The sequence below is a fragment of the Mesorhizobium sp. M2D.F.Ca.ET.226.01.1.1 genome, from assembly GCF_004022705.2.
Lineage (GTDB): Bacteria > Pseudomonadota > Alphaproteobacteria > Rhizobiales > Rhizobiaceae > Mesorhizobium.
Genome location: NZ_RZOY02000010.1, coordinates 212780 through 231617 on the forward strand (window position 1 = coordinate 212780; position 18838 = coordinate 231617).

The following is an 18838-nucleotide window of genomic DNA, read 5'->3' on the forward strand; positions in this document are numbered from 1 at the left end:
CAATGACCATTCTGCTTTACGACCTCGTCGGCCATGACGCCGAACGCCCGTTCAGCCCGCATTGCTGGAAGACCAAGATGGCGCTGGCGCATAAGGGGCTCCCCGCCACCAAGGTGCCGACGCGCTTCCTGGAGGTGCCTGGCGTCGAGGGCGGCGTGTCGAAGACGGTGCCGGTGATCCGCGACGGCGAGCGCGTGGTGGCCGATTCCTTCGCCATCGCGCTCTATCTCGACGAAGTCTATCCGGATCGGCCGACGCTGTTTGCCGGCGAAGGCGGCAAGGCGATGGCGCGCTTCATCGAGCGCTGGTCGCAGCTGACCATCCACCCTTATGTCGCGACGGTGGCGCTGACCGGTCTGCATGCCATGCAAGACGAGGCGAACGCCGCCTATTTCCGCGAAAGCCGCGAGCAGCGCTACGGCAAGCGGCTGGAAGATGTCGTGGCCAACCGCGATGCCGGGCTCTCAGCCTTCCGCGCCGCGCTGGAGCCGCTGCGTTCCACGCTCACCTACCAGCCCTTCATCGGCGGCGAGGCGCCGCTGTTTGCCGATTACATCGTGTTCGGGGCGCTGCAGTGGGGTCGTATCGCCTCGCCTTTCCAACTGCTCGACAGCAGCGACAGCATCGCCCGCTGGTTCGAGCGCTGCCTCGACCTGCATGGCGGGATCGGCAGGCAAGTCGCGGCAGCGGCGTAAGGCGCGAGCGTCGCCATGTTGCGCCATGAGATGCGGGCCGCGATCTGGGTCTATCCCGGCAAGGGCGGCTGGCATTTCGTGACGCTGCCAACGGAGGTCGCGACGCGGATCAAGGTGGCGATGGCGGGACTTGCCCGCCCATGGGGCTCGCTCGGCGTGACAGCGATCATCGGCAAGACGAGGTGGCAAACATCGCTCTTTCCCGACAAGGCGTCCGGCAGCCTGCTGTTGCCGGTCAAGGCATCGGTGCGTCAGCGCGAAGGCCTAAAGGCTGGCGACGCGCCGGCGCTGACCATTGAGGTCGAGCTTTAGTGCATTTCACCGCTCAGAGGTCAGTCCTGGCGTTCCTTCGCCGCGTCCTTATCGACAAGCCTGACGCAGATCGGATCGCCTTCGCCCATGCGCGCGCATTGCCATTCCGGGCCGAAGCCGAAATTGTGCTCCCGCGGCGCGAGGATCAGCAGGAAGAAGGCGATCACAGCACACATGAGCGCCATTAGGACAATGCCCGCCACGTCGCCGCGTCTGAGATAAGGCCAGTTCATCGCCTCCGGCTCCGCCGCCACAGGCGCTCCGGGAACCAGGCGCTCGAGGCGCATGCAGCCGTCTAATTATCCCGCAAAAGGGCCGCCTTGACCAGAAGCCGCCTCCCCTTGGCAAGCCGCCAAGCGGCTTGTATAGAGCCCGCCACTCCAATTTCCATTCCCAGAAACAAGGACGACCCTATGGCGATCGAACGCACCTTCTCCATGATCAAGCCGGACGCGACCAGGCGCAACCTGACGGGCGCCATCACCAAGATGCTGGAAGATGCCGGCCTCCGCGTCGTCGCATCGCGCCGCGTGTGGATGAGCCGCCGCGAGGCCGAAGGTTTCTACGCTGTCCACAAGGATCGCCCGTTCTTCGGCGAGCTGGTGGAGTTCATGTCGTCGGCTCCGACCATCGTGCAGGTGCTGGAAGGCGAGAACGCCATCGCCCGGAATCGCGAAGTGATGGGCGCCACCAACCCGGCCAACGCCGCCGACGGCACCATCCGCAAGGTCCACGCCCTGTCGATCGGCGAGAACTCGGTGCATGGCTCCGACGCTCCGGAAACCGCCGCGCAGGAGATCAAGTACTGGTTCTCCGACACCGAAATCTTCGGCTGAGCCGCCGACATTCCGGCTCGATACATCGAGGCGATCCGGTCCGGCCGGGTCGCCTCTTTGCTTGGTGGGTGGTGGACAAGCTCGCCGAACACCCTAGTTTTCAGCGGCATCGGCGACATATGGCCAAGGGCGTCGCCGGCTGTGAGCGACCATCGCGCTTCCGCCCGATAGGAGGGTAGGAGGCATGATCAAGCCTCATGTTTCTAAAAGTGGCGTTGCCTATCCGGACGATCTCGTCCTGCTGAAACGTATCTATGACCAGGTCTGCGAAGAGCGCGGCATTGTCGTGGGCAGCCCAGAGGCATCGGAGCTGGCGATCGAGGCCATGAGACTCTTTTCCGCCGGTATCTTCGATGAAGGAACAATCGGCCGCCGTCTTCGCGGCGGCTAGAGCGCTTCACCGTTTCACGCAAGCGACGACACGCTCTATCTCTTTGTTTTTACGCAATTCCGGACGGAAAACCGCTCACACTTTTCCTGGAATTGCTCTCATGGGCAGCCGGTTCAGTTCCCATCGCCGTAGCGGATGACCTCGACCTTTTCCCTGGTGATCAGGCAGCTCTTCGTCCTGGTCAGCGCTTTGATTTCGGGGATCAGCGCGTCGATCTTCTCCGGCGCGTCGACGATCTCGACAACGATGGGCAAATCCTGCGACAGGCGAAGGATCTTGGCGGTATGGAGCACGCTGGAGCGGCCGAAACCGAGCGGACCCCTCAGCACCGTGGCGCCGGCCATGCCGGTCTCGCGCGCCTTGATGACGATTGCCTCATGCAGCGGCGTGCCATCGGCAGCCCTATCGTCCTCGCCGAAGAAGATCCTGAGCAGCGCGCATTGCGCGGGAAGTTCCATGTTCTCCTCCTGATTAGCTGTTGGCCTGACCACCTTTTGGCAAACGGTTGAGCCTCGACGCCATGAGATAGCCCAGCCACGCCGCGGCCAGCGACAGCACGACCACACTAACGAGATAGGTCGCGGCCAGCCGTAAGTCGCCTTCGAAGAGCAGGATGAAAGTGTCGAGGCTCATCGCGGAAAACGTGGTGAGGCCGCCGCAGAAGCCGGCCATGACGAAATTGCGGGTGACGGGACCGACCATCAGGCGGCCATCCGGCCCGGTCAGCGTGGCGAAGGCCATGATGACCCACGAGCCGACGACATTGACGAAAGCGGTCGAACAAAGCGCGTTCAGGCCAAGCAGCGAGACGATGACATAGCCCGACAGGAAGCGGGCCAGCGAGCCGATCGCTGCGCCGCAGCCGACCGCCAGATAAAGCCGCATCGCCATCTGTCTGTCGCTCCCGGACATGCCTTACCCCACGATCCAGACGACAGCCCAGAAGCCTGCAGCGACGAACACGACGCATAGCACCGAAGAGGCAACGACGTTGAAGGCGGCAAGCCGCCCCTCGCCTTCGAGCGCGAGGTTCAGCGTCTGCAAGCAGAGGGACGACACCGTGGTGTAGCCGCCGAACAGGCCGACGACGATCAGGTCGCGGACGAGATCGCTGGCAAAGACGCCGCCCACCGCTCGCGCGGCACCCGCGAAGGCGCCGATGGCAAAGGCGCCGGAGATATTGACCGCCAGCGTGCCCCAGGGAAAGGTCTCGCCGACACCACGGCCGACCACGCCGGACAGGAAAAAGCGGGAAATACCACCGAAGAAACCGCCGATCAGGACCAGGGCGCAAGCCGCAAGGGTCATCGCTTCGCAACCTCTCAACAGACGATTCCGATTGGGAATCGTGTCAGCAAAGAAGACGTGATGCGTGCGGAAAAAACAAATCCTGCCGCGCGAGAGCACGCCTGGCAGGAGTCATCAGCCCGTAAGGGCGGTTTCGGGGGAACCCCATCCCCATTTTTGGCGAACCTAGGCGGTTGCGGCGGCGCGGTCAATTGCGACTCGCCTCAATGAAAAGCCCGCCGGCCCCCCGGCGGGCAGACGTCATTTGGCTTGGCGGTCTTTCACGTTCGCGTGGGCGTTCGCCGCCGCAGTGTCAGTGGCCGGCGTCTTCGTCTCCTCGCCGGTGAACGGGCTGCCCTGTCCAGGCGCAAGGTCGCCGCCATGGCCGGCCTTGTTGGTCTGGAAAGGCTGGCTGTCGGGGCTGAGGCCATGCTGCGTGGCGTTGAACAGATGATCGTCCGCACGGGCAAAACCGGCGAAGGCCATCAGCGATACGCCTGTGATTGCGAGAATGAGCGTGTGCTTTTTCATATCTGGTCTCCATTGAGTGCCAGATCGATCCCGCGCATTCGGTCCGGCGGCCTAAGTGAAGGGACGTTTGTCCCTTAGCCTGCCCGCCATCTGCATAAGTCAACGCTCGGCGCCGCCGGTTTATTCCGGCGAACACGGTTTCCAGGTTGAAAAGTCGCGCAGGGTATGGCGGCCGTCCTTGTCGGCGACGGCAAGCTTCGCGCAGTCGGGCCGGCGCGCGCCGTCAGCGCGCCATTTTCATCACCACCGTCCGCGGCTTGGCCTCCAGCGGATCGATCTGATGGCGGCCATCGCTGATGAACATCAGCCGCTCGCCGACAGTGATGCGCGCCTGCAGCGCGTAGGTCCGGCCCTTGTGGATCGCCTTGGGGTCGAAGCCGATCTCGAACTTGATCGGCATCTGGCCGGTGGGCGCTATCCTGCGCTTGGCGATGACGATTGCCGGCGCATCGGCCAACGAGACGTCGGCGAGTTCGACCACCAGCACGGCGTCCGGCGGCAGGGCGATGCGCTCGCGGTAGGTCACCTCGCCGGCAATCGTCGTTTCCCCGGCCTTGATCACTTCCGGCACGGCCAGCACGCCGACGACCAGCGGCACCAGCCCGAAGAGGAAGAATTCCGCGATGCGATCCAGCACGAGATTGCACGCCCAAGTAAATCAGACCCGATTGGCAAGGTCGGGAAGGATTGCGGTCGTTCAATGGCCGCAACCGGTGGCCTCGTTTGAAATTCGATCGCGGTATTGATTTAGACTGAGTTCGTTTGCCCCGCCTGCATAATCGGGGTCGGCGGCCTGCACCGGGTCGTCTTCCCACCCGCATTCTTGGCAGATTTGATAGTTGCCCGGCTCACTTACGGCGAGCGAACGACAACACTGGCACGGGAATAGAGGGCGAGTCATTGTGACATGAAACCATGTTCCCGGCCGTGGTTATTCACGCGGCTTCTTCCAGCGGTCCGCCGCGTGATCGTCGGCTTCCTTGGCCTCGACCCAGCCGCCCTCTGAGCCGTCGGCAAGATGCTCCTTCTTCCAGAAGGGCGCGCGCGACTTCAGATAATCCATCAGGAAATTCGCCGCCTCGAAGGCCGCCTGCCGGTGCGACGAGGCCGCGACCACCAGCACTATGTTCTCGCCCGGTCTTATCTTGCCGTGACGATGGATGACGGTGAGCCCCTGCAGCGGCCAGCGCTCGACGGCCTCCCTGGCGATGCGGCCGATCTCGGCCTCGGCCATGCCGGGATAGTGCTCGAGCTCGAGCGCCGACAGCGCGCCCTGCTCGTCGCGGCAAAGGCCGGAGAAGGTGACCACGGCGCCGATATCGGTCCGGCCCTGGGTCAGGCTGGCGATCTCGGCGGCGACGTCGAAATCCTCGCGCTGGATGCGAATGGCGGGCACGACGCCGGCCATCTCAGCCTCCGGTCATCGGCGGAAACAGCGCGATCTCGCGCGCGCCCGCTATCTTCTCGCGGTGGCCGACATGTTCCTGGTTGAGGGCGACGCGGATGACGTCCGGATATTGCAGCGCGTTCTCATATTCCTCGCCGCGCGATCTCAGCCAACGCAGCAGGTCGGCAACCGTCTCGATGCCGGCCGGCAGCTCGACATCCTCTTCCGGCTTGCCGATCCGCTCGCGTACCCAGGCGAAATAGATGAGCTTCGTGGACATTGTCTTCACTCGTCCATGATGTGCTTGAGGCCGGCGCGGAAGTAATCATAGCCGGTGTAGAGTGTGACGAGCGCGGCGACCCACAGCAGCACCAGACCAATCTGGGTGGTCAGCGGAAAGATCTTGTCGCCGGCCGGGCCGACCAGCAGGAAGGCGATGGCAACCATCTGGATGGTGGTCTTCCATTTGGCAAGCTGGGTGACCGGCACCGACACTTTCAAGGCGGCCAGATATTCGCGCAGGCCCGAAACCAGGATCTCGCGGCACAAGATGATGATCGCCGCCCACAGCGACCAGCCGGCGATGCCGCCATGGCGATCGGTGTCGGCGGCGAGCAGCAGCAGGCAGGTGGCGACCAGCAATTTGTCGGCGATCGGGTCCAGCATCTTGCCGATGTTGGAGGTCTGCTGCCAGGCGCGGGCAAAATAGCCGTCAAAGTAATCGGTGATCGAGGCGAGCAGGAAAATGGCCAGCGCCGACCAGCGGGCGAAGTCGGACGACTTCAGGTGGCCTTCGAGAAAAAAGCACAGCACGACCAGCGGCACCGCGATGATGCGGGCGTAGGTCAGGATGTTCGGCAGGTTGAACGCGCGCTGTGCCATGTCGTCTCGGGAAATCTTCTCCGCCAGAGGTACTCAAATCAGAAGCCAATGTAGGGGGTCAACAGCCGAGATTCGATTGACCAGCCAAAAATGGCGTTTGTGTCGGCCGCGCCCTCTCCGCCCGCAGCCCGTGCCATGAAACTTGCGTGGCTGAAGCCAGGCCTCAGCTCTCATGAAAATGATTGTAGACCAGCTTCGCCACGTGCTCGGAAATGCCGTCGACCTTGACCAGGTCCTCGACCGCGGCGCGGCTGACCGCCTTGGCGGTGCCGAAGGCGAGCAGCAGCGCGCGCTTGCGGCCGGGGCCGATGCCGGCGATCTCATCGAGCGGGCTTTTGACCATCTCCTTCTTACGGCGGGCGCGGTGCGAGCCGATGGCGAAACGGTGCACCTCGTCACGCAGGCGCTGGACGAAATAGAGCACCGGATCGCGCACCGGCAGCATGAAGCTTTCCCTGCCCTTGACGAAGAAGCGTTCGCGTCCGGCATCGCGGTCGGGACCCTTGGCGATGCCTATCGCGGTGACGCGGTCCTCGACGCCGAGATCGGCAAGGATCTGCCGCACCGCCGTCATCTGGCCCTGGCCGCCGTCGATCAGGATGACGTCGGGCCAGGCCGGGAAGCCGCCATTGCCGGCGACCAGATCCTCGTCTCCGGCGTCGTCCGTGGTTGCGCCGGGCTGCTCGTCGCCATGCTCCTTGAGTAGCCGCGAGAAACGCCGCTGCATCACCTCGCGCATCATGCCGAAATCGTCGCCCGGCGTGATCTCGGTCGAGCGGATGTTGAATTTCCGGTACTGGTTCTTCACGAACCCTTCCGGCCCGGCGACGACCATGGCGCCGACCGCATTGGTGCCCATGATGTGCGAGTTGTCATAGACCTCGATGCGCACGGGCGGTTTTGCCAGGCCGAAGGTTTCGGCGAATCCCTGCAGCAGTCGCGCCTGCGTCGAGGTCTCGGCGAGCCTTCGGCCGAGCGCCTCGCGCGCATTCTGCAGCGCGTGATCGGTCAGGTCCTTCTTCTCGCCGCGCTGCGGCACAGAGATCGTAATCTTGCGGCCGGCATGGGTAGAAAGCGCTTCCGCCAGCAGTTCCTGTTCCTGCGCGGTCTGCGACAGCAGCAGCGTGCGCGCCGGCAATTTGTCGTCATAGAACTGCGCCAGGAACGAGCCCAGCACCTCGGCCGGTTCCAGCGCCGGATCGGCCTTGGGGAAATAGGCGCGGTTGCCCCAGTTCTGGCCGGTGCGGAAGAAGAACACCTGGATGCAGGTCTGGCCGCCCTCCTGGTGGATGGCGAAGACGTCGGCCTCCTCCACCGTCTGCGGATTGATGCCCTGATGCGCCTGCACATGCGACAGCGCCGCAAGACGATCGCGGTAGATGGCGGCGCGCTCGAAATCGAGCTCCTCGGAGGCCTGCTGCATGGCGGCCGAGATTTCAGTCTTCACCTTCTGGCTGCGGCCGGACAGGAAATCCTTGGCTTCCGCGACCAGTTCGGCATAGCCCTCATGCGAGATCTCGCCGGTGCAAGGACCGGCGCATCGCTTGATCTGGTAAAGCAGGCAAGGCCGCGTGCGGTTCTCGTAGAAGGAGTTGGTGCAGCTTCTGAGCAGAAAGGCGCGCTGCAGCGAATTGATGGTGCGGCCGACCGCGCCAGCGGAAGCGAAAGGCCCGAAATAGTCGCCCTTGCGCGAGCGCGCGCCGCGGTGCTTGTAGATGCCGGGCGAGACATGGTCGCCGGTGAGCAGGATATAAGGGAACGACTTGTCGTCCCGCATCAGCACGTTGAAGCGGGGCCTCAGCCGCTTGATGAGGTTGGCCTCGAGCAGCAGCGCCTCGATCTCGGTGCGGGTGACGACGAACTCCATCGTCGCCGTCTCGCGCACCATGCGGCCGATGCGGGCGGTGTGGAACCGCCCTTGCGCGTAATTGGTGACGCGCTTCTTCAGGCTGCGCGCCTTGCCGACATAGAGCACGTCGCCGGCGGCGTTCATCATGCGGTAGACGCCGGGCTGGTTGGGCAGCCGCTTGACGAAGGTCTGGATCACCTCGGCGCCGACCATGCCGTCGGCATCGCCGGCATGCGGCGTCCAGTCGATGGCCGTGAAGGCGACGTCGGGGCCGGTCGGCAAAGCCTCGGGTTCGACGATCTCCTCGGCCGCCTCGTCCTCGACGTCGAGATCCACATCGGGCGGCAGGTCGTCGGCGGCGCCGTTACGTCTGTGTTTTTGGGCTGCGGGACTCATTCCACCATGCCTGTCACATCGGGCGTCTGCCACGCAAGATGCTGACCGCCATCGAGCGCGATCATCTGGCCGGTCACCGAGCGCGCCTGCCAGAGATAGCGGATCGTGGCACCGAATTCGGGCAATTGCGGGCCGCGCTTCAGGATCAGGCCCTCGACCTGGTTCTCGAAATCATCGTCATCCTGGCGCTTGTTCTTCAGCGTCGGGCCTGGGCCTATGGCGTTGACGCGGATGCGCGGCCCGAGTGCCTGCGCCAGCATCTGCGTTTGCGTCCACAGCGCCGATTTCGACAGCGCATAGGAGAAATAGCGCGGCGTCGGCCGCCAGACACGCTGGTCGATGATGTTGACGATCAGCCCCTCCTCGCCCTGCGGCAGCGCACTCGCAAAATTCTGCGCCAAAAGCGCCGGCGTCTTCACATGGATGGCGAAATGGCGGTCCCAGGCCTGCCAGTCGAAATCCTCGACGCGGTCGTCGACGAACAAGGACGCGTTGTTGACCAGCAGCGTCACAGGACCGAGCGCGGCTTGCGCGCGACCTATGAGACCACCGACCGCATCCATATCGGTAAGGTCGGCGGCGACCACGGCGGCACGGCCACCCTCACCCGCGATCTTGCTGGCCAACGCCTCGGCCTCGTCGCTTGACCGGTTGGCGTGGATGGCGACGGCGAAGCCATTGGCTGCCAGGTCCTCGACGATCGCCCTGCCGATCCGCCTTGCTCCACCCGTCACCAGCGCGACGGCAGTGGCTTGTCTCATCTTGTCAATCCTCAATCGGCTTCACGATTCCGGGATGCCGGCACAATATGACGGGCCAAGCGTTAAATGCCATTTCCACCTGGGGCAGGAATGTGGCGAAGCGGCTCGTAGGCGCATCCGATCCACCGGATTCGGCGCGTCGCACACCGCAATATATGTCCCAGCACCCCTTGAACCAAGCGGTGTGCAGCGCAACATGATTAGCCTGCTGACATTCGCTGTTGCGAAGATGCAACGTCAAGTTTCGGCCTCATTCGCGCCGGGGAATGACCCAAGTTCAGGTTCGCTTCAGCCGCATTTCAGCACGACATTCGGAACCGTTAAACGCCAGGCTCGTTTATCCCCCCGGACGGGCCGGGGCGTTTCATGAACAACCAAGCCTAAGTGTCTTGTGGCTTAAGGAGTATAACAATGAAGACCAATCTTAAATTCGCGCCGCTTGCCGCCGCGCTCGGGCTGTTCGCCTTTGCTGGTACCGCTTTTGCGGCCGACGTCGTTTCCGAAGAGCCGCCGGCTCCCGCCCCGGTTGCCGAGCTTCCGGTCGCTTCCTGGGCCGGCCCCTATGCCGGTATCAATCTCGGCTACGGCTTCGGCGGTCATGTGAAGGCCCCGGGCGTCGACGCCAAGACCAAAGGCTTCATCGGCGGCGTTTTCGGCGGCTACAACTGGCAGCAGGAAAACTTCGTATACGGTGCTGAAGCCGACCTCGGCTACAATGGCACCAAGGGTTCGGACAATGGCCTGTCCGCCAAGTCGGGCATCGAGGGCTCGTTGCGCGCTCGCCTCGGCTATGCCGTGACCCCGGAAATCCTGCTCTACGGCACGGGCGGTCTCGCTGCCAAGAACCAGAAGATCGATGATAGCGTCACCGGCGTGAACGACAGCAAGGGCATGCTCGGCTGGACGGCCGGCGCGGGCACCGACATCAAGATCACGGACAACGTGTTCGGCCGCGTCGAGTATCGTTACACCGACTACGGCAGCAAGACCTTCGGCGACACGGGCAAGGTCAAGTCCTCGGACAACCGCGTCACCTTCGGCGTCGGTATGAAGTTCTAAGTCGTTAGAAGCCACGACACGGAAAAGCCGGGCCTTGCGCCCGGCTTTTTTTGTGGCGGCGCTTGCCTCGGCTCAGGCGCGCTTCTTTGCCGATTTCACCTTCGACGGCAGCGTCCCGACGAAGGCCAGCGCGCGATCGAGCCAGCCGGTGAGATCCGCATCGCTCGCCGTGCCCTCCGGCGCGACACGGATATAGCCCTCCATGGAGCGGCCGCCCATTTCCATCGTGCTCGCATGAGGAAGAGCCGCGGCCGCCGCATGCGCATCCTTGCCGACACGCACCAGGAGTCCGCGCTTCGAGGTCCCGATCAGCATATTGCCGTTGATCATGAAGCAGGTGCCGCCGAACATCTTCTGCTCGGTGAACGCGCGCTTGCCGAGGGCGGCGCGCAGACGCGCGACCATCGGGTCGGGCGCGACGCTGGTTGAGGGCTTTGCCATGCTCAGCACTCCGCGAATTGGGTGATGTCAGGCAAGCACGGAAGGGGGTGGGGTTCAAGGTGGGCGCGAGGCCGAAGCTGCCAATCTCCCCCCTTGTGGGGGAGATGGCCGGCAGGCCAGAGGGGGGCGCGAAGGAACGCCAACTTTCGAGGTTGTCGATCTTTGTCTTTGATGGCAGCGCATGCTTGGCAATGACTGAGATGCTGGCGGGACAGCGCCCCCCTCTGCCCTGCCGGGCATCTCCCCCACAAGGGGGGAGATTGGCTGTACCTACCCCGGCACGCTCGCTTTCAGTTCCGGAAATTTCTCATCAAACCTTGCGGCCCAGCGGACCAGGCGGCTGCGGCCCTTCTCCCATTGGCCCGAAAAGCGCAGTGCGAGATAGCCGAGGGTGGCGCGCAGCGCCATGTGGCCGGCGGTGATCTTCTTCGGCAATTTTGGCGGGTTGGCATTGAGCAGGTCGAGCGCCGTGGTGATCTTCGTCCATTGGCGGTCGAGCCAGGGCTGGTAGACCATCTCTTCCGGCCGCGTGCGCCGCTCATAGACCATCGACAGCGCGCAGTCGCAGATGCCGTCGGCGAGCGCCTCAAGAACCTCCGCCTCGAGCCGCTTGTCCGTGTTACGCGGGAACAGCGCGTTCTTCGACAGCCGGTTGAGATGCTGGGTAATAGTGCGGCTGTCGTGGATCGTGCGACCATCCTCCAGGACCAGCACCGGGATCTTGCCGAGCGGATTGGCCGAGATCAGTTCGGCGGGCTTCTCCTCGGTCTTTATAGGCACAAGGTCGATGCCGATGCCGGCATAGGCGGCGGCCATGCGGACCTTCGAACTGTAGGGGGACGTGGACGCATAGAGCAGTTTCGGCATGATCGGCTTCCCAATTGTTTGCCGGACTGTTGCCCGAATGGGTCTGCGGGGCAACGGCCCAGCGAGCCGATCCGGATTAGCCAATGCCTTTTGCCGGAGCTCGCTACCGCAACGAAAAAGCTCCCGGAAGTTTTGCCTGGCGGCAAAATTTCCGAGAGCTTTAGGAGGAGCGTCCGCTCCGACTCCGCTCGCTCAGACACCGAATTTGGCGAGAGGGGTGCCTGAATGGCGCCCGCCCTCACCTTGCGGTTCGCGCGCGAAGCTACGCGATTACTTCTTGGCGGCCGGCTTCTTGGCCGGAGCTGCCTTTTTCACGGCGGCCGGAGCCTTGGCGGCGGCGGCCTTCATCGGAGCCTTGGCGGCGGGCTTGGCTGCGGCCTTCGCTGCCGGCTTCTTGGCGGCGGGCTTGGCTGCTGCCTTTGCAGCCGGCTTAGCTGCTGCCTTGGCGGCGGGCTTGGCCGCAGCCTTCGCGGCCGGCTTAGCCGCAGGCTTCGCTGCTGCCTTGGCCGGAGCCTTGGCGGCTGCCTTCGGTGCTGCCTTCTTCACTGCTGCAGGTTTCGCGGCAGCCTTAGCTGCCGGCTTCTTTGCCGGCGCTTTCGCCGCCGGCGCCTTGGTTGTCGTCTTTGCCATGCGATGCCCCTTGCGTTTTGCCGAGGGTCGTGAGTGACCCGGCGTGTCTATGCATATCTGACTCGCGACTGTCTAGCCAGCGAAGCAACACAATGATTTTCAGTTATTGAATTTTGGTTACGCAAAACGCATGAAGATGCATCTCATTGAAAAATTGTGAGCGAATCTGTCACTTTCGAAGTGACGGCTGGCCGGACAGATTTTCGCCCGGCATCTATCGCCTGATCATCCATCAACCCGCAGCATAACCCTATATCGGAATGTGAGCGCAGTGCTCACAATAAAGAAGAAGCCGTCGACCGCTCGTTTCATCTTGTCCAGCACAAACATCTACAGATGATCCTGCAGCGCGCGGAGGGCAAAGCTTGCTTGGTGAAAAGCGAGCTTCAAGCTCATATTCAAGCGCTGCCGTCAGACCTCCGCCGGCTCGCGCTCGCCCCCGAGGCGGCGCGCCGGCTCGGCTCGGTGCAGATGCACGGCGTAGGTGTCCCAGGGCGGCGAGACCGCGATCCGCACCACCATGCGGCCGATCTCGCCGCGATGGTAGCTGCCATGCAGGACGACGTGGGTCAGCATCTCCTGCCGCGTCATGCCGCCTTTGTCGCCGTCGGTGAAGGTGAAGGCGACCGGCTCGGCAAGCTCTTGCTCCGAAACGATTTCGAGATAGTCGAGATACCAGCGGTCTGCCTCGGACATCGCGGCGCGCAAAGCAGCCGGCTCCGGCATTTCCTCGGTGTTGTCGCTCGCATAGCCATGGGCAACGCCCTTCAGATGCGCGGCAAAGATCCGCGACACGACATGGATGTGGTTCATCAGCCGGATCGCGGCATGGCGCTCCCCGGCATCGCGAACCGGATCCATCCCGGCAAGCTTTTCCGCGAGCTCATCGTTCGCCCAGGCCTGATAGGCAAGCAGGCTCTTCAGCAGCGTCTATGCGCTCATCGCCCGGCTCCATTTGCGTTGGTGAAATGAATGTGAGTATCCTGTTTATATTCTCGGGAGACCCGCCAGGATGTCTACTCGCATTGCAAGGCCGGCCGCGCGCATGCGCAAGCAGCCGCGCCAGGCGCGTTCGATCGCTACCGTCGAGGCGATCATCGAGGCCGGTGCTCGGGTTCTGAGCGAGCTCGGCTGGGCTGGCTTTTCCACCAACAAGGTGGCGGAGGCCGCCGGCGTCAGCATCGGCTCGCTCTATCAATATTTTCCCGACAAGCTTGCTCTGGTCGAGGCAATCCGGCGCCGTCACTTCGATCATGTGCTGTCGGTGATCAGCGAAGCGGCGGCCGACCAGAAGCCGCTCAGGCAGTTCGCGCGCGAACTGGTGCGCGGCATGATCGGAGCGCACAGCGTCCATCCGACGCTGCACCAGGTGCTGCTCGACGAGGCGCCCGGCGACCGCGGCTCGCGCGCCGCGCATGCTTCGTTCCAGGCGCGCTATCTCGAACGTTACGCGGCGGCCGTCGCGCAGTACCGCAGACGCCGCAAGGATACCGAGACGATGGCGCGCGTGCTCTCCTCGGCGATCGAGGGCGTGATCCACAACGCTGCGCGCCGGAACATGCTCGACGCGCCGGAACTGCAGAAGCAACTCGTCGAGCTGATCTCGGCCTATCTGTCCGGTAGCCGGGCTACCTGACCCGTCGGGCGCCAAGGCAGCAGAGCCGGCGACGGCGAAACAGGCTGGCGCCAGCCCGCGTGCCTGCGGCTCTTCGGTGACCGGCACCGCAAACTAATTTTGCATCGCCTGTCGATTCCGCCGATCCCCGTTCGTCGTATCATCGCAACCAACCAACGAAGGACAACACAACAATGCGTTTCATGATGCTGATGATCCCCGGCGGCTACGCGACCGCGGCTCCCGACGTCAGGCCCGAAGCGGAAGCCGTGGCGACGATGATGAAATACAATGAAGAGCTGAAGCGGGCCGGCGTGCTGCTCGCGCTCGACGGGCTGCATCCGCCGTCCTCGGGCGCGCGGGTCTCCTTCAAGGGCGGCAAGCCTACCGTCACCGATGGCCCGTTCGCCGAAGTCAAGGAAGTGCTCGGCGGCTACTGGATGATCGACGTGCGCTCGCCCGAGGAAGCCGTCGAATGGGCGCGCCGCTGCCCCGCTGGCGAGAACGACGTCATCGAGGTCCGGCGCGTTTTCGAGATGAATGATTTTCCCGAGGACGTCCAAAAGGTCGTCGACGGGTTCGACGAGTTGAAGGGTTGACCGCCACGGCGGCGATCGAAGCGGTCTGGCGGATCGAGCAGCCGAAGCTTGCCGCCAGGCTCACCCGCTATTTGCGCGATGTCGGGCTGGCCGAAGAGGTGGTGCAGGATGCTTTCGTGCTGGCGCTGGAACGCTGGCCCGGGGAAGGCATTCCACACAATCCGGCCGCCTGGCTGACTCAGGTCGCCACCAACCGGGCGCTCGACCGCCTGCGCCGAACCGTGCTGATCGACGGCAAGCATCGCCAGTTGGCCGTCGATCTCGCCGAACTGGAGCGAACGATGCCCAACATCGAGGCGGCGCTGGACGAGGACATCGACGATGATCTGTTGCGGCTGATCTTCACCGCCTGCCATCCGGTGCTGCCGGCCGAACAGCGGGCCGCGCTTGCCTTGCGGATGCTGGGCGGGCTGTCGACGCCTCAAATCGCGCGCGCCTTCCTGGTGCCCGAGGCAACCGTCGCCCAGCGCATCGTGCGCGCCAAAAGAACGCTGCGCGAAGCCTGCATTGCCTTCGAGACGCCGCGCGGGCAGGAGCGGCGCGAGCGCCTCGGCGCAGTGCTGGAAGTGATCTACCTGATCTTCAACGAAGGCTATGTCGCTTCCTCCGGACCGGATTGGCTGCGCACGGACCTCAGCGGCGAAGCGATGCGCCTCGGCCGCCTGCTGGCGGCGCTGGTGCCGCAGGAGCCCGAGGCGCTCAGCCTGGTGGCTGTGATGGAGCTCAGCGCGTCGCGCTTTGGCGCCCGCGTCGACGCGGCGGGCAACCCGGTCCTTCTGCTCGACCAGGACCGCAGCCGCTGGGACTGGTCGCTGATCCGGCGCGGCCTCGACGGGCTGAACCGCGCGATGGCGCTGACGCCGACACCTGGCCCCTATCAGTTGCAAGCGATGATCGCCGCCTGCCACGCCCGCGCCGTGAGCGCGGCCGACACCGACTGGATCGCCATCGCCGCGTACTACCAGGCGCTTGCGATGGCGGCGCCCTCGCCTATCGTCGAGGTGAACCGGGCGGTCGCTGCCGGCATGGCGTTCGGACCGGCCCAAGGGTTGGCGATCGCCGACGCGCTGCGCGACGAACCTCGGCTCAAGGATACGCATTTGTTGCCCACCGTACGCGGCGACCTTCTGGCGAAGCTCGGACGTATCGACGAAGCCCGCGCGGAGTTTCGACGCGCCGCCGGGCTGACGGGCAATGAGAAGGAGCGCGCGCTGCTGCTTGCGCGGGCTGATGGCGGTTAAACCAACTCAGGATGGTCGGCGGGACAGCGCCTACCTCAGCTGTCCATCAGCTGCCATTGAACCGGCGTCTCTCAGCGCGTGGCGACCACGGCCACGCCGGCGCCGATCATCACGCCACCGGCGGCGCGGTTCACGCGGCGCACGATCGCTGGTGTGCGCAAAAGGCCGCGGGCTCGGCCGGCCAGCAGGACATGTCCACCGATGACCACGGCCTCGACGATCAGGATCGCCGTCGCCAACACGCCAAGATCGGCTGTGTTGAGCGACGCGCCGACCACGTTGGGCAGCAGGGCGACGTAAAACAGCGGCATCTTCGGATTGCCGAGGTTGAGCGCGATGCCGGTGGCGAAGGTCGCCAGCAAGCCGCGCCGGTTCGATACCGGCTGCGATGCCGGCACCACGGGAACGGCGGTCCACAACCTGATGCCCATCAAGATCAGATAGGCCGCGCCACCATAGCGAAGCACGGTCATGACAACCGCCATCTTGGCGGCGACGATCGACAGCCCGAAGGTGGCGAGCACCAGAAAGATCAGGATACCGACCACCGTCCCAGCCCCATAGGCGATGCCCGACGCGGCACCGCTGGAGATCGTGCGGGCGACGATCGTCATATTGTCCGGGCCGGGACTGGCGGCAAACACGAAGAATGCGGCCGCGAAGGCCAGCAGCGTCGTGATATCCATGCCCGTCAGCGCCGCCTCAGCGCAGCACGCGGCAGCGGCCGTTATAGACCATCCAGCGGTCGAAACCCAAGACGCAGAACTCGACATTGTCGCCGATCGAGGCAAAGCCCTGGCCTTCCTCGATCAGGTAGAAGATCGAGCGGTCGCGGCCGTCGGACAGGTTGACGGTGGCGCGGCAGTAGTGGCGGCCGATCGGCCATTCGTCGCTCGCCGGCTCATAGCGGTGCTGGCGAATGTTGCGGAAATCGGTGATCGCGACGTTCGGCAGATGCGGCACGTGGTGCACCTGATAGGAGAAGCGGTCGGTGATCTTGCTCAGCACCCAGCTTTCGCCGCAGACACTGCCATCGTCGCCGCTGTAGACGGAAAGGTCTGCGGCCTGCGCCGCCTGGCTGAAGCCCAGCGGAGCGGCGAAGGGAGTGGACAGCGCAACCAGCGCGGCAAGAGCGGAATGGGCGAAGCGAGTCATGACAGCCTCTCAAGGTCGGTTGCACGCACTGTGCGGGTTCGCTTGGCGGCGGTCAAGCGGGTGCGAATAAAGGTTTTCGGAAGAGACTTTGGGGTTTCCGCAAAGCTTCGTTCCGGATTTCACCGACTAATCAAGCGTGCCGGCCAGCAGCAGCCCGCCGATGACGGCGATGTTGATCAGGAAGGCATTGCGCAGCACCTGGCGTTCCGGCTCCTCGCTGGCCCAGAAACGCAACAGCATCACGTTCGTCGCCAGCGTGAAGATGACCAGCGCGCCGGCGGCAAACGGCCGGACCATGCCAATAGCAAGCAGGAAACCGGCAACGATCTCGACCGTCGAACCCGCGGCCAGCATCAAGGCTGGAGCTGGAAATTTCTGGATGGCCAGATAGTCGCGCATCGCCGCGAATTTCACGAAATGCCCGATGCCGGCGAAGATGAACACGCAACCGATGAGGAGAGCGCCGACAGCTTGGATAATTTGAACAGGCATGGCGGCCTCCTCTCTCGACGACGTGCTTCGTTCCGTTCAGTCCTCGGGGATGAAGGCCGGGTTGTAGACGACCTCCCACAGATGATCGTCGGGATCCTGGAAGTAGCCGGCATAGCCGCCCCAGAAGGTTTTCTGCGCCGGCTTGACCACGCGCGCGCCGGCCTTGACGGCCTCGACCATCACCGCGTCGACCTCGGCCTCGCTGCCGACATTGTGGCCGATGGTCAATTCGGTCGGGCTGCGGCCGCTTTGCGGCACCGTGGAATCCCAGGCGATGCTGGCGCGCTCGTAGATGGCGAATTTCAACCCGCCGGCGAGGTCGAAGAAGGCGACGGCTCCATGCTCGAATTCGCGGCCGATGATGCCCTCGGTCGGCAGGCCGAGGCCGTTGCGATAAAATTTGAGCGAGGCTTCCAGATCGTCGACGCCGAGCGTCAATACGGTGATGCGCGCTTTCATTTCTCTCACTCCTTTCTATATTCGTGACCAACGTCCGAAATGGGATGTGGTTTGGCAAAGGCGCCGATGGGCGCCAGCAGGCTGCGTCTGTTCTGCCATGGATGAAGTGGCCGGCATTGAAGATTTCGGCCAAAGTGACCGTCGCACCAATCCGCAAGAGAAAATCAGCGGAGCAGATCGGAGAGAGAATGGAACCGGTCCTGGCGCAGAGCACCGGCTTCTTTCGAGAGCGGCCCGCCCCTCGCGGCCTGGCCGACGCCTTCTGTGCGGTCTGGGTCCACCGCATGGATGGCCGGGCAGCACCACCGATCGTCATCACGCCGGACGCCACGATCGACCTGCAATGGATCGACGGCCGCTTCCGCATTGCCGGGCCGGACAAGGAGCTGCAGATCGAGACGCCGCCGGCCGGCGCGGTGATCATCGGTTTCCGCTTCCGGCCGGGCGCCGCCGCCGGCTGGCTCGGCGTGCCGGCCGGCGAAATTGTCGGCGAGCGGCTGGGCCTTAGCGAGGTGTGGGGCACGCGCGCCCGCGTGCTCACCGACAGCATCAAGGCGAAGCCCGACCTTGCCGAGCTGGTGCGGCAACTCGAGAAGACCGTTGGCATGCATACGGAAGGACGCGCTGCCCTCGACCGGCAGATGGGTCGGGCCTTCGACGTCATCCGCGATGGACTGCCGCCGGAAACACCGCTGGTTCCGTTCCTGCAGCGCCACCTGCATATGAGCGAGCGGACGCTGCGCCGGCGCTTCGACGACACGTTCGGCTATGGTCCGAAGACGCTCGACCGCATCCTGCGCTTCCACCGCTTCCGCCGCCTGCAACGACAGCAGAGCGACGCCTCGACCGCGCTGCTGGCGATCGAGGCCGGCTATGCCGACCAGGCGCATCTGATCCGCGAAAGCCGGCGGCTGACCGGCGCGACGCCGCCAGCACTGGGATAGAAGACTGCA

General features: G+C 64.2%; 28 protein-coding genes and 1 riboswitch. Of the genes, 9 read left to right on the forward strand and 19 right to left on the reverse strand.

Going from position 1 to position 18838, the window contains the following annotated elements:
- Positions 1-2 precede the first annotated feature (2 nt).
- Together EN869_RS23410 and EN869_RS23415 are read left to right on the forward strand one after the other, a co-directional pair.
- A complete protein-coding gene (locus EN869_RS23410) occupies positions 3-695 on the forward strand; it encodes a glutathione S-transferase family protein (protein WP_127228349.1) in 693 nt (230 codons plus the stop codon).
- A gap of 15 nt (positions 696-710) precedes the next feature.
- Positions 711-1007 (forward strand): DUF1905 domain-containing protein, encoded by a 297-nt coding sequence (locus EN869_RS23415; RefSeq protein ID WP_127228350.1) that lies wholly within the window; start codon positions 711-713, stop codon positions 1005-1007.
- Between the two features lie 20 nt (positions 1008-1027).
- Here the strand turns inward: EN869_RS23415 and EN869_RS23420 are convergent, their stop codons facing one another.
- The gene (locus EN869_RS23420) at positions 1028-1294 is read right to left on the reverse strand and encodes a hypothetical protein (RefSeq protein ID WP_127228351.1); all 267 of its coding nucleotides are present in this window, start codon (positions 1292-1294) and stop codon (positions 1028-1030) included.
- 126 nt (positions 1295-1420) lie between these two features.
- Here EN869_RS23420 and ndk point away from each other — a divergent pair, with 126 nt between their 5' ends.
- Complete coding sequence (ndk, locus tag EN869_RS23425; RefSeq protein ID WP_127228352.1) at positions 1421-1843, forward strand: nucleoside-diphosphate kinase; 423 nt, start codon at positions 1421-1423, stop codon at positions 1841-1843.
- Between the two features lie 184 nt (positions 1844-2027).
- Entirely contained in the window at positions 2028-2234 is a 207-nt protein-coding gene (locus tag EN869_RS23430) for a hypothetical protein (RefSeq protein WP_127228353.1), read from the forward strand.
- A gap of 113 nt (positions 2235-2347) precedes the next feature.
- Here EN869_RS23430 and EN869_RS23435 read toward each other — a convergent pair whose 3' ends face one another.
- The 10 genes from EN869_RS23435 to EN869_RS23480 all read right to left on the reverse strand — a co-directional run bounded on the left by EN869_RS23435 (position 2348) and on the right by EN869_RS23480 (position 9327).
- Positions 2348-2692, reverse strand: coding sequence for a DUF190 domain-containing protein (locus EN869_RS23435; RefSeq protein ID WP_127228354.1), 345 nt, complete (start codon positions 2690-2692; stop codon positions 2348-2350).
- Between the two features lie 13 nt (positions 2693-2705).
- Entirely contained in the window at positions 2706-3146 is a 441-nt protein-coding gene (gene crcB, locus EN869_RS34555) for a fluoride efflux transporter CrcB (RefSeq protein WP_127395069.1), read from the reverse strand.
- 3 nt (positions 3147-3149) lie between these two features.
- Positions 3150-3542, reverse strand: a complete 393-nt coding sequence (gene crcB / locus EN869_RS34560; protein WP_127395068.1) for a fluoride efflux transporter CrcB — start codon at positions 3540-3542, stop codon at positions 3150-3152.
- 98 nt (positions 3543-3640) lie between these two features.
- Positions 3641-3703: riboswitch (Fluoride riboswitch) on the reverse strand.
- Between the two features lie 79 nt (positions 3704-3782).
- Complete coding sequence (locus EN869_RS23445) at positions 3783-4052, reverse strand: hypothetical protein (RefSeq protein ID WP_127228355.1); 270 nt, start codon at positions 4050-4052, stop codon at positions 3783-3785.
- A gap of 223 nt (positions 4053-4275) precedes the next feature.
- Positions 4276-4689, reverse strand: a complete 414-nt coding sequence (locus tag EN869_RS23450) for a YbaY family lipoprotein (RefSeq protein WP_127228356.1) — start codon at positions 4687-4689, stop codon at positions 4276-4278.
- A 294-nt stretch (positions 4690-4983) separates the two neighbouring features.
- Positions 4984-5460, reverse strand: a complete 477-nt coding sequence (locus EN869_RS23460) for a molybdenum cofactor biosynthesis protein MoaE (RefSeq protein ID WP_127228358.1) — start codon at positions 5458-5460, stop codon at positions 4984-4986.
- Position 5461: 1 nt separating this feature from the next.
- Positions 5462-5719 carry a molybdopterin converting factor subunit 1 gene (gene moaD, locus EN869_RS23465; protein WP_127228359.1) on the reverse strand — a complete coding sequence of 86 codons (258 nt, stop codon included), beginning with the start codon at positions 5717-5719 and terminating at the stop codon, positions 5462-5464.
- Positions 5720-5724: 5 nt separating this feature from the next.
- The gene (gene pgsA, locus EN869_RS23470) at positions 5725-6321 is read right to left on the reverse strand and encodes a CDP-diacylglycerol--glycerol-3-phosphate 3-phosphatidyltransferase (RefSeq protein ID WP_127228360.1); all 597 of its coding nucleotides are present in this window, start codon (positions 6319-6321) and stop codon (positions 5725-5727) included.
- A gap of 163 nt (positions 6322-6484) precedes the next feature.
- Positions 6485-8566, reverse strand: coding sequence for an excinuclease ABC subunit UvrC (uvrC, locus tag EN869_RS23475; protein WP_127228361.1), 2082 nt, complete (start codon positions 8564-8566; stop codon positions 6485-6487).
- Complete coding sequence (locus EN869_RS23480) at positions 8563-9327, reverse strand: SDR family oxidoreductase (RefSeq protein ID WP_127228362.1); 765 nt, start codon at positions 9325-9327, stop codon at positions 8563-8565. Before EN869_RS23480 ends, uvrC begins: the two co-directional genes overlap by 4 nt.
- A gap of 411 nt (positions 9328-9738) precedes the next feature.
- Here EN869_RS23480 and EN869_RS23485 point away from each other — a divergent pair, with 411 nt between their 5' ends.
- Positions 9739-10386: an outer membrane protein gene (locus tag EN869_RS23485; protein WP_127228363.1), complete on the forward strand. Its 648-nt coding sequence runs from the start codon at positions 9739-9741 to the stop codon at positions 10384-10386.
- 72 nt (positions 10387-10458) lie between these two features.
- On the opposite strand, the gene EN869_RS23490 is transcribed toward EN869_RS23485, so the two are convergent.
- The 4 genes from EN869_RS23490 to EN869_RS23505 form a co-directional block, all read right to left on the reverse strand.
- Positions 10459-10827 (reverse strand): TfoX/Sxy family protein, encoded by a 369-nt coding sequence (locus EN869_RS23490; RefSeq protein ID WP_127228364.1) that lies wholly within the window; start codon positions 10825-10827, stop codon positions 10459-10461.
- 270 nt (positions 10828-11097) lie between these two features.
- Entirely contained in the window at positions 11098-11694 is a 597-nt protein-coding gene (locus tag EN869_RS23495; protein WP_127228365.1) for a glutathione S-transferase, read from the reverse strand.
- A 270-nt stretch (positions 11695-11964) separates the two neighbouring features.
- Positions 11965-12324 carry a hypothetical protein gene (locus EN869_RS23500; RefSeq protein ID WP_189341269.1) on the reverse strand — a complete coding sequence of 120 codons (360 nt, stop codon included), beginning with the start codon at positions 12322-12324 and terminating at the stop codon, positions 11965-11967.
- Positions 12325-12735: 411 nt separating this feature from the next.
- Complete coding sequence (locus tag EN869_RS23505) at positions 12736-13251, reverse strand: DinB family protein (protein ID WP_167507110.1); 516 nt, start codon at positions 13249-13251, stop codon at positions 12736-12738.
- Between the two features lie 118 nt (positions 13252-13369).
- Here EN869_RS23505 and EN869_RS23510 point away from each other — a divergent pair, with 118 nt between their 5' ends.
- From EN869_RS23510 to EN869_RS23520, 3 genes are all read left to right on the forward strand, one after another.
- Positions 13370-13960: a TetR/AcrR family transcriptional regulator gene (locus EN869_RS23510; protein WP_127228461.1), complete on the forward strand. Its 591-nt coding sequence runs from the start codon at positions 13370-13372 to the stop codon at positions 13958-13960.
- 173 nt (positions 13961-14133) lie between these two features.
- A complete protein-coding gene (locus tag EN869_RS23515; protein WP_127228366.1) occupies positions 14134-14538 on the forward strand; it encodes a YciI family protein in 405 nt (134 codons plus the stop codon).
- Positions 14535-15779: an RNA polymerase sigma factor gene (locus EN869_RS23520; protein ID WP_127228367.1), complete on the forward strand. Its 1245-nt coding sequence runs from the start codon at positions 14535-14537 to the stop codon at positions 15777-15779. The genes EN869_RS23515 and EN869_RS23520 overlap by 4 nt, the downstream gene beginning before the upstream one ends.
- A gap of 71 nt (positions 15780-15850) precedes the next feature.
- On the opposite strand, the gene EN869_RS23525 is transcribed toward EN869_RS23520, so the two are convergent.
- The 4 genes from EN869_RS23525 to EN869_RS23540 form a co-directional block, all read right to left on the reverse strand.
- The gene (locus tag EN869_RS23525) at positions 15851-16465 is read right to left on the reverse strand and encodes a LysE family translocator (RefSeq protein WP_127228368.1); all 615 of its coding nucleotides are present in this window, start codon (positions 16463-16465) and stop codon (positions 15851-15853) included.
- Positions 16466-16481: 16 nt separating this feature from the next.
- On the reverse strand, positions 16482-16934 hold the full coding sequence (locus tag EN869_RS23530; RefSeq protein WP_127228369.1) for a hypothetical protein: 453 nt from the start codon (positions 16932-16934) through the stop codon (positions 16482-16484).
- A 126-nt stretch (positions 16935-17060) separates the two neighbouring features.
- Entirely contained in the window at positions 17061-17426 is a 366-nt protein-coding gene (locus EN869_RS23535; RefSeq protein ID WP_127228370.1) for a DoxX family protein, read from the reverse strand.
- A 36-nt stretch (positions 17427-17462) separates the two neighbouring features.
- Positions 17463-17885 carry a VOC family protein gene (locus tag EN869_RS23540; RefSeq protein ID WP_127228371.1) on the reverse strand — a complete coding sequence of 141 codons (423 nt, stop codon included), beginning with the start codon at positions 17883-17885 and terminating at the stop codon, positions 17463-17465.
- 188 nt (positions 17886-18073) lie between these two features.
- Here EN869_RS23540 and EN869_RS23545 point away from each other — a divergent pair, with 188 nt between their 5' ends.
- Positions 18074-18829, forward strand: a complete 756-nt coding sequence (locus EN869_RS23545; RefSeq protein ID WP_127228372.1) for a helix-turn-helix domain-containing protein — start codon at positions 18074-18076, stop codon at positions 18827-18829.
- Positions 18830-18838: the final 9 nt, after the last annotated feature.

What these genes read in the sequence shown, in the direction of transcription:
- crcB (WP_127395069.1), bottom strand. Translation starts at nt 3,146, where the DNA reads ATGTCCGGGAGCGACAGACAGATGGCGATGCGGCTTTATCTGGCGGTC.
- EN869_RS23510 (WP_127228461.1), top strand. Translation starts at nt 13,370, where the DNA reads ATGCGCAAGCAGCCGCGCCAGGCGCGTTCGATCGCTACCGTCGAGGCG.
- pgsA (WP_127228360.1), bottom strand. Translation starts at nt 6,321, where the DNA reads ATGGCACAGCGCGCGTTCAACCTGCCGAACATCCTGACCTACGCCCGC.
- moaD (WP_127228359.1), bottom strand. Translation starts at nt 5,719, where the DNA reads ATGTCCACGAAGCTCATCTATTTCGCCTGGGTACGCGAGCGGATCGGC.
- uvrC (WP_127228361.1), bottom strand. Translation starts at nt 8,566, where the DNA reads ATGAGTCCCGCAGCCCAAAAACACAGACGTAACGGCGCCGCCGACGAC.
- EN869_RS23460 (WP_127228358.1), bottom strand. Translation starts at nt 5,460, where the DNA reads ATGGCCGGCGTCGTGCCCGCCATTCGCATCCAGCGCGAGGATTTCGAC.
- EN869_RS23490 (WP_127228364.1), bottom strand. Translation starts at nt 10,827, where the DNA reads ATGGCAAAGCCCTCAACCAGCGTCGCGCCCGACCCGATGGTCGCGCGT.
- EN869_RS23515 (WP_127228366.1), top strand. Translation starts at nt 14,134, where the DNA reads ATGCGTTTCATGATGCTGATGATCCCCGGCGGCTACGCGACCGCGGCT.
- EN869_RS23445 (WP_127228355.1), bottom strand. Translation starts at nt 4,052, where the DNA reads ATGAAAAAGCACACGCTCATTCTCGCAATCACAGGCGTATCGCTGATG.
- EN869_RS23420 (WP_127228351.1), bottom strand. Translation starts at nt 1,294, where the DNA reads ATGCGCCTCGAGCGCCTGGTTCCCGGAGCGCCTGTGGCGGCGGAGCCG.
- EN869_RS23495 (WP_127228365.1), bottom strand. Translation starts at nt 11,694, where the DNA reads ATGCCGAAACTGCTCTATGCGTCCACGTCCCCCTACAGTTCGAAGGTC.
- EN869_RS23530 (WP_127228369.1), bottom strand. Translation starts at nt 16,934, where the DNA reads ATGACTCGCTTCGCCCATTCCGCTCTTGCCGCGCTGGTTGCGCTGTCC.
- EN869_RS23485 (WP_127228363.1), top strand. Translation starts at nt 9,739, where the DNA reads ATGAAGACCAATCTTAAATTCGCGCCGCTTGCCGCCGCGCTCGGGCTG.
- EN869_RS23430 (WP_127228353.1), top strand. Translation starts at nt 2,028, where the DNA reads ATGATCAAGCCTCATGTTTCTAAAAGTGGCGTTGCCTATCCGGACGAT.
- EN869_RS23535 (WP_127228370.1), bottom strand. Translation starts at nt 17,426, where the DNA reads ATGCCTGTTCAAATTATCCAAGCTGTCGGCGCTCTCCTCATCGGTTGC.
- EN869_RS23435 (WP_127228354.1), bottom strand. Translation starts at nt 2,692, where the DNA reads ATGGAACTTCCCGCGCAATGCGCGCTGCTCAGGATCTTCTTCGGCGAG.
- EN869_RS23415 (WP_127228350.1), top strand. Translation starts at nt 711, where the DNA reads ATGTTGCGCCATGAGATGCGGGCCGCGATCTGGGTCTATCCCGGCAAG.
- EN869_RS23545 (WP_127228372.1), top strand. Translation starts at nt 18,074, where the DNA reads ATGGAACCGGTCCTGGCGCAGAGCACCGGCTTCTTTCGAGAGCGGCCC.
- EN869_RS23480 (WP_127228362.1), bottom strand. Translation starts at nt 9,327, where the DNA reads ATGAGACAAGCCACTGCCGTCGCGCTGGTGACGGGTGGAGCAAGGCGG.
- EN869_RS23410 (WP_127228349.1), top strand. Translation starts at nt 3, where the DNA reads ATGACCATTCTGCTTTACGACCTCGTCGGCCATGACGCCGAACGCCCG.
- EN869_RS23500 (WP_189341269.1), bottom strand. Translation starts at nt 12,324, where the DNA reads ATGGCAAAGACGACAACCAAGGCGCCGGCGGCGAAAGCGCCGGCAAAG.
- crcB (WP_127395068.1), bottom strand. Translation starts at nt 3,542, where the DNA reads ATGACCCTTGCGGCTTGCGCCCTGGTCCTGATCGGCGGTTTCTTCGGT.
- EN869_RS23525 (WP_127228368.1), bottom strand. Translation starts at nt 16,465, where the DNA reads ATGGATATCACGACGCTGCTGGCCTTCGCGGCCGCATTCTTCGTGTTT.
- ndk (WP_127228352.1), top strand. Translation starts at nt 1,421, where the DNA reads ATGGCGATCGAACGCACCTTCTCCATGATCAAGCCGGACGCGACCAGG.
- EN869_RS23540 (WP_127228371.1), bottom strand. Translation starts at nt 17,885, where the DNA reads ATGAAAGCGCGCATCACCGTATTGACGCTCGGCGTCGACGATCTGGAA.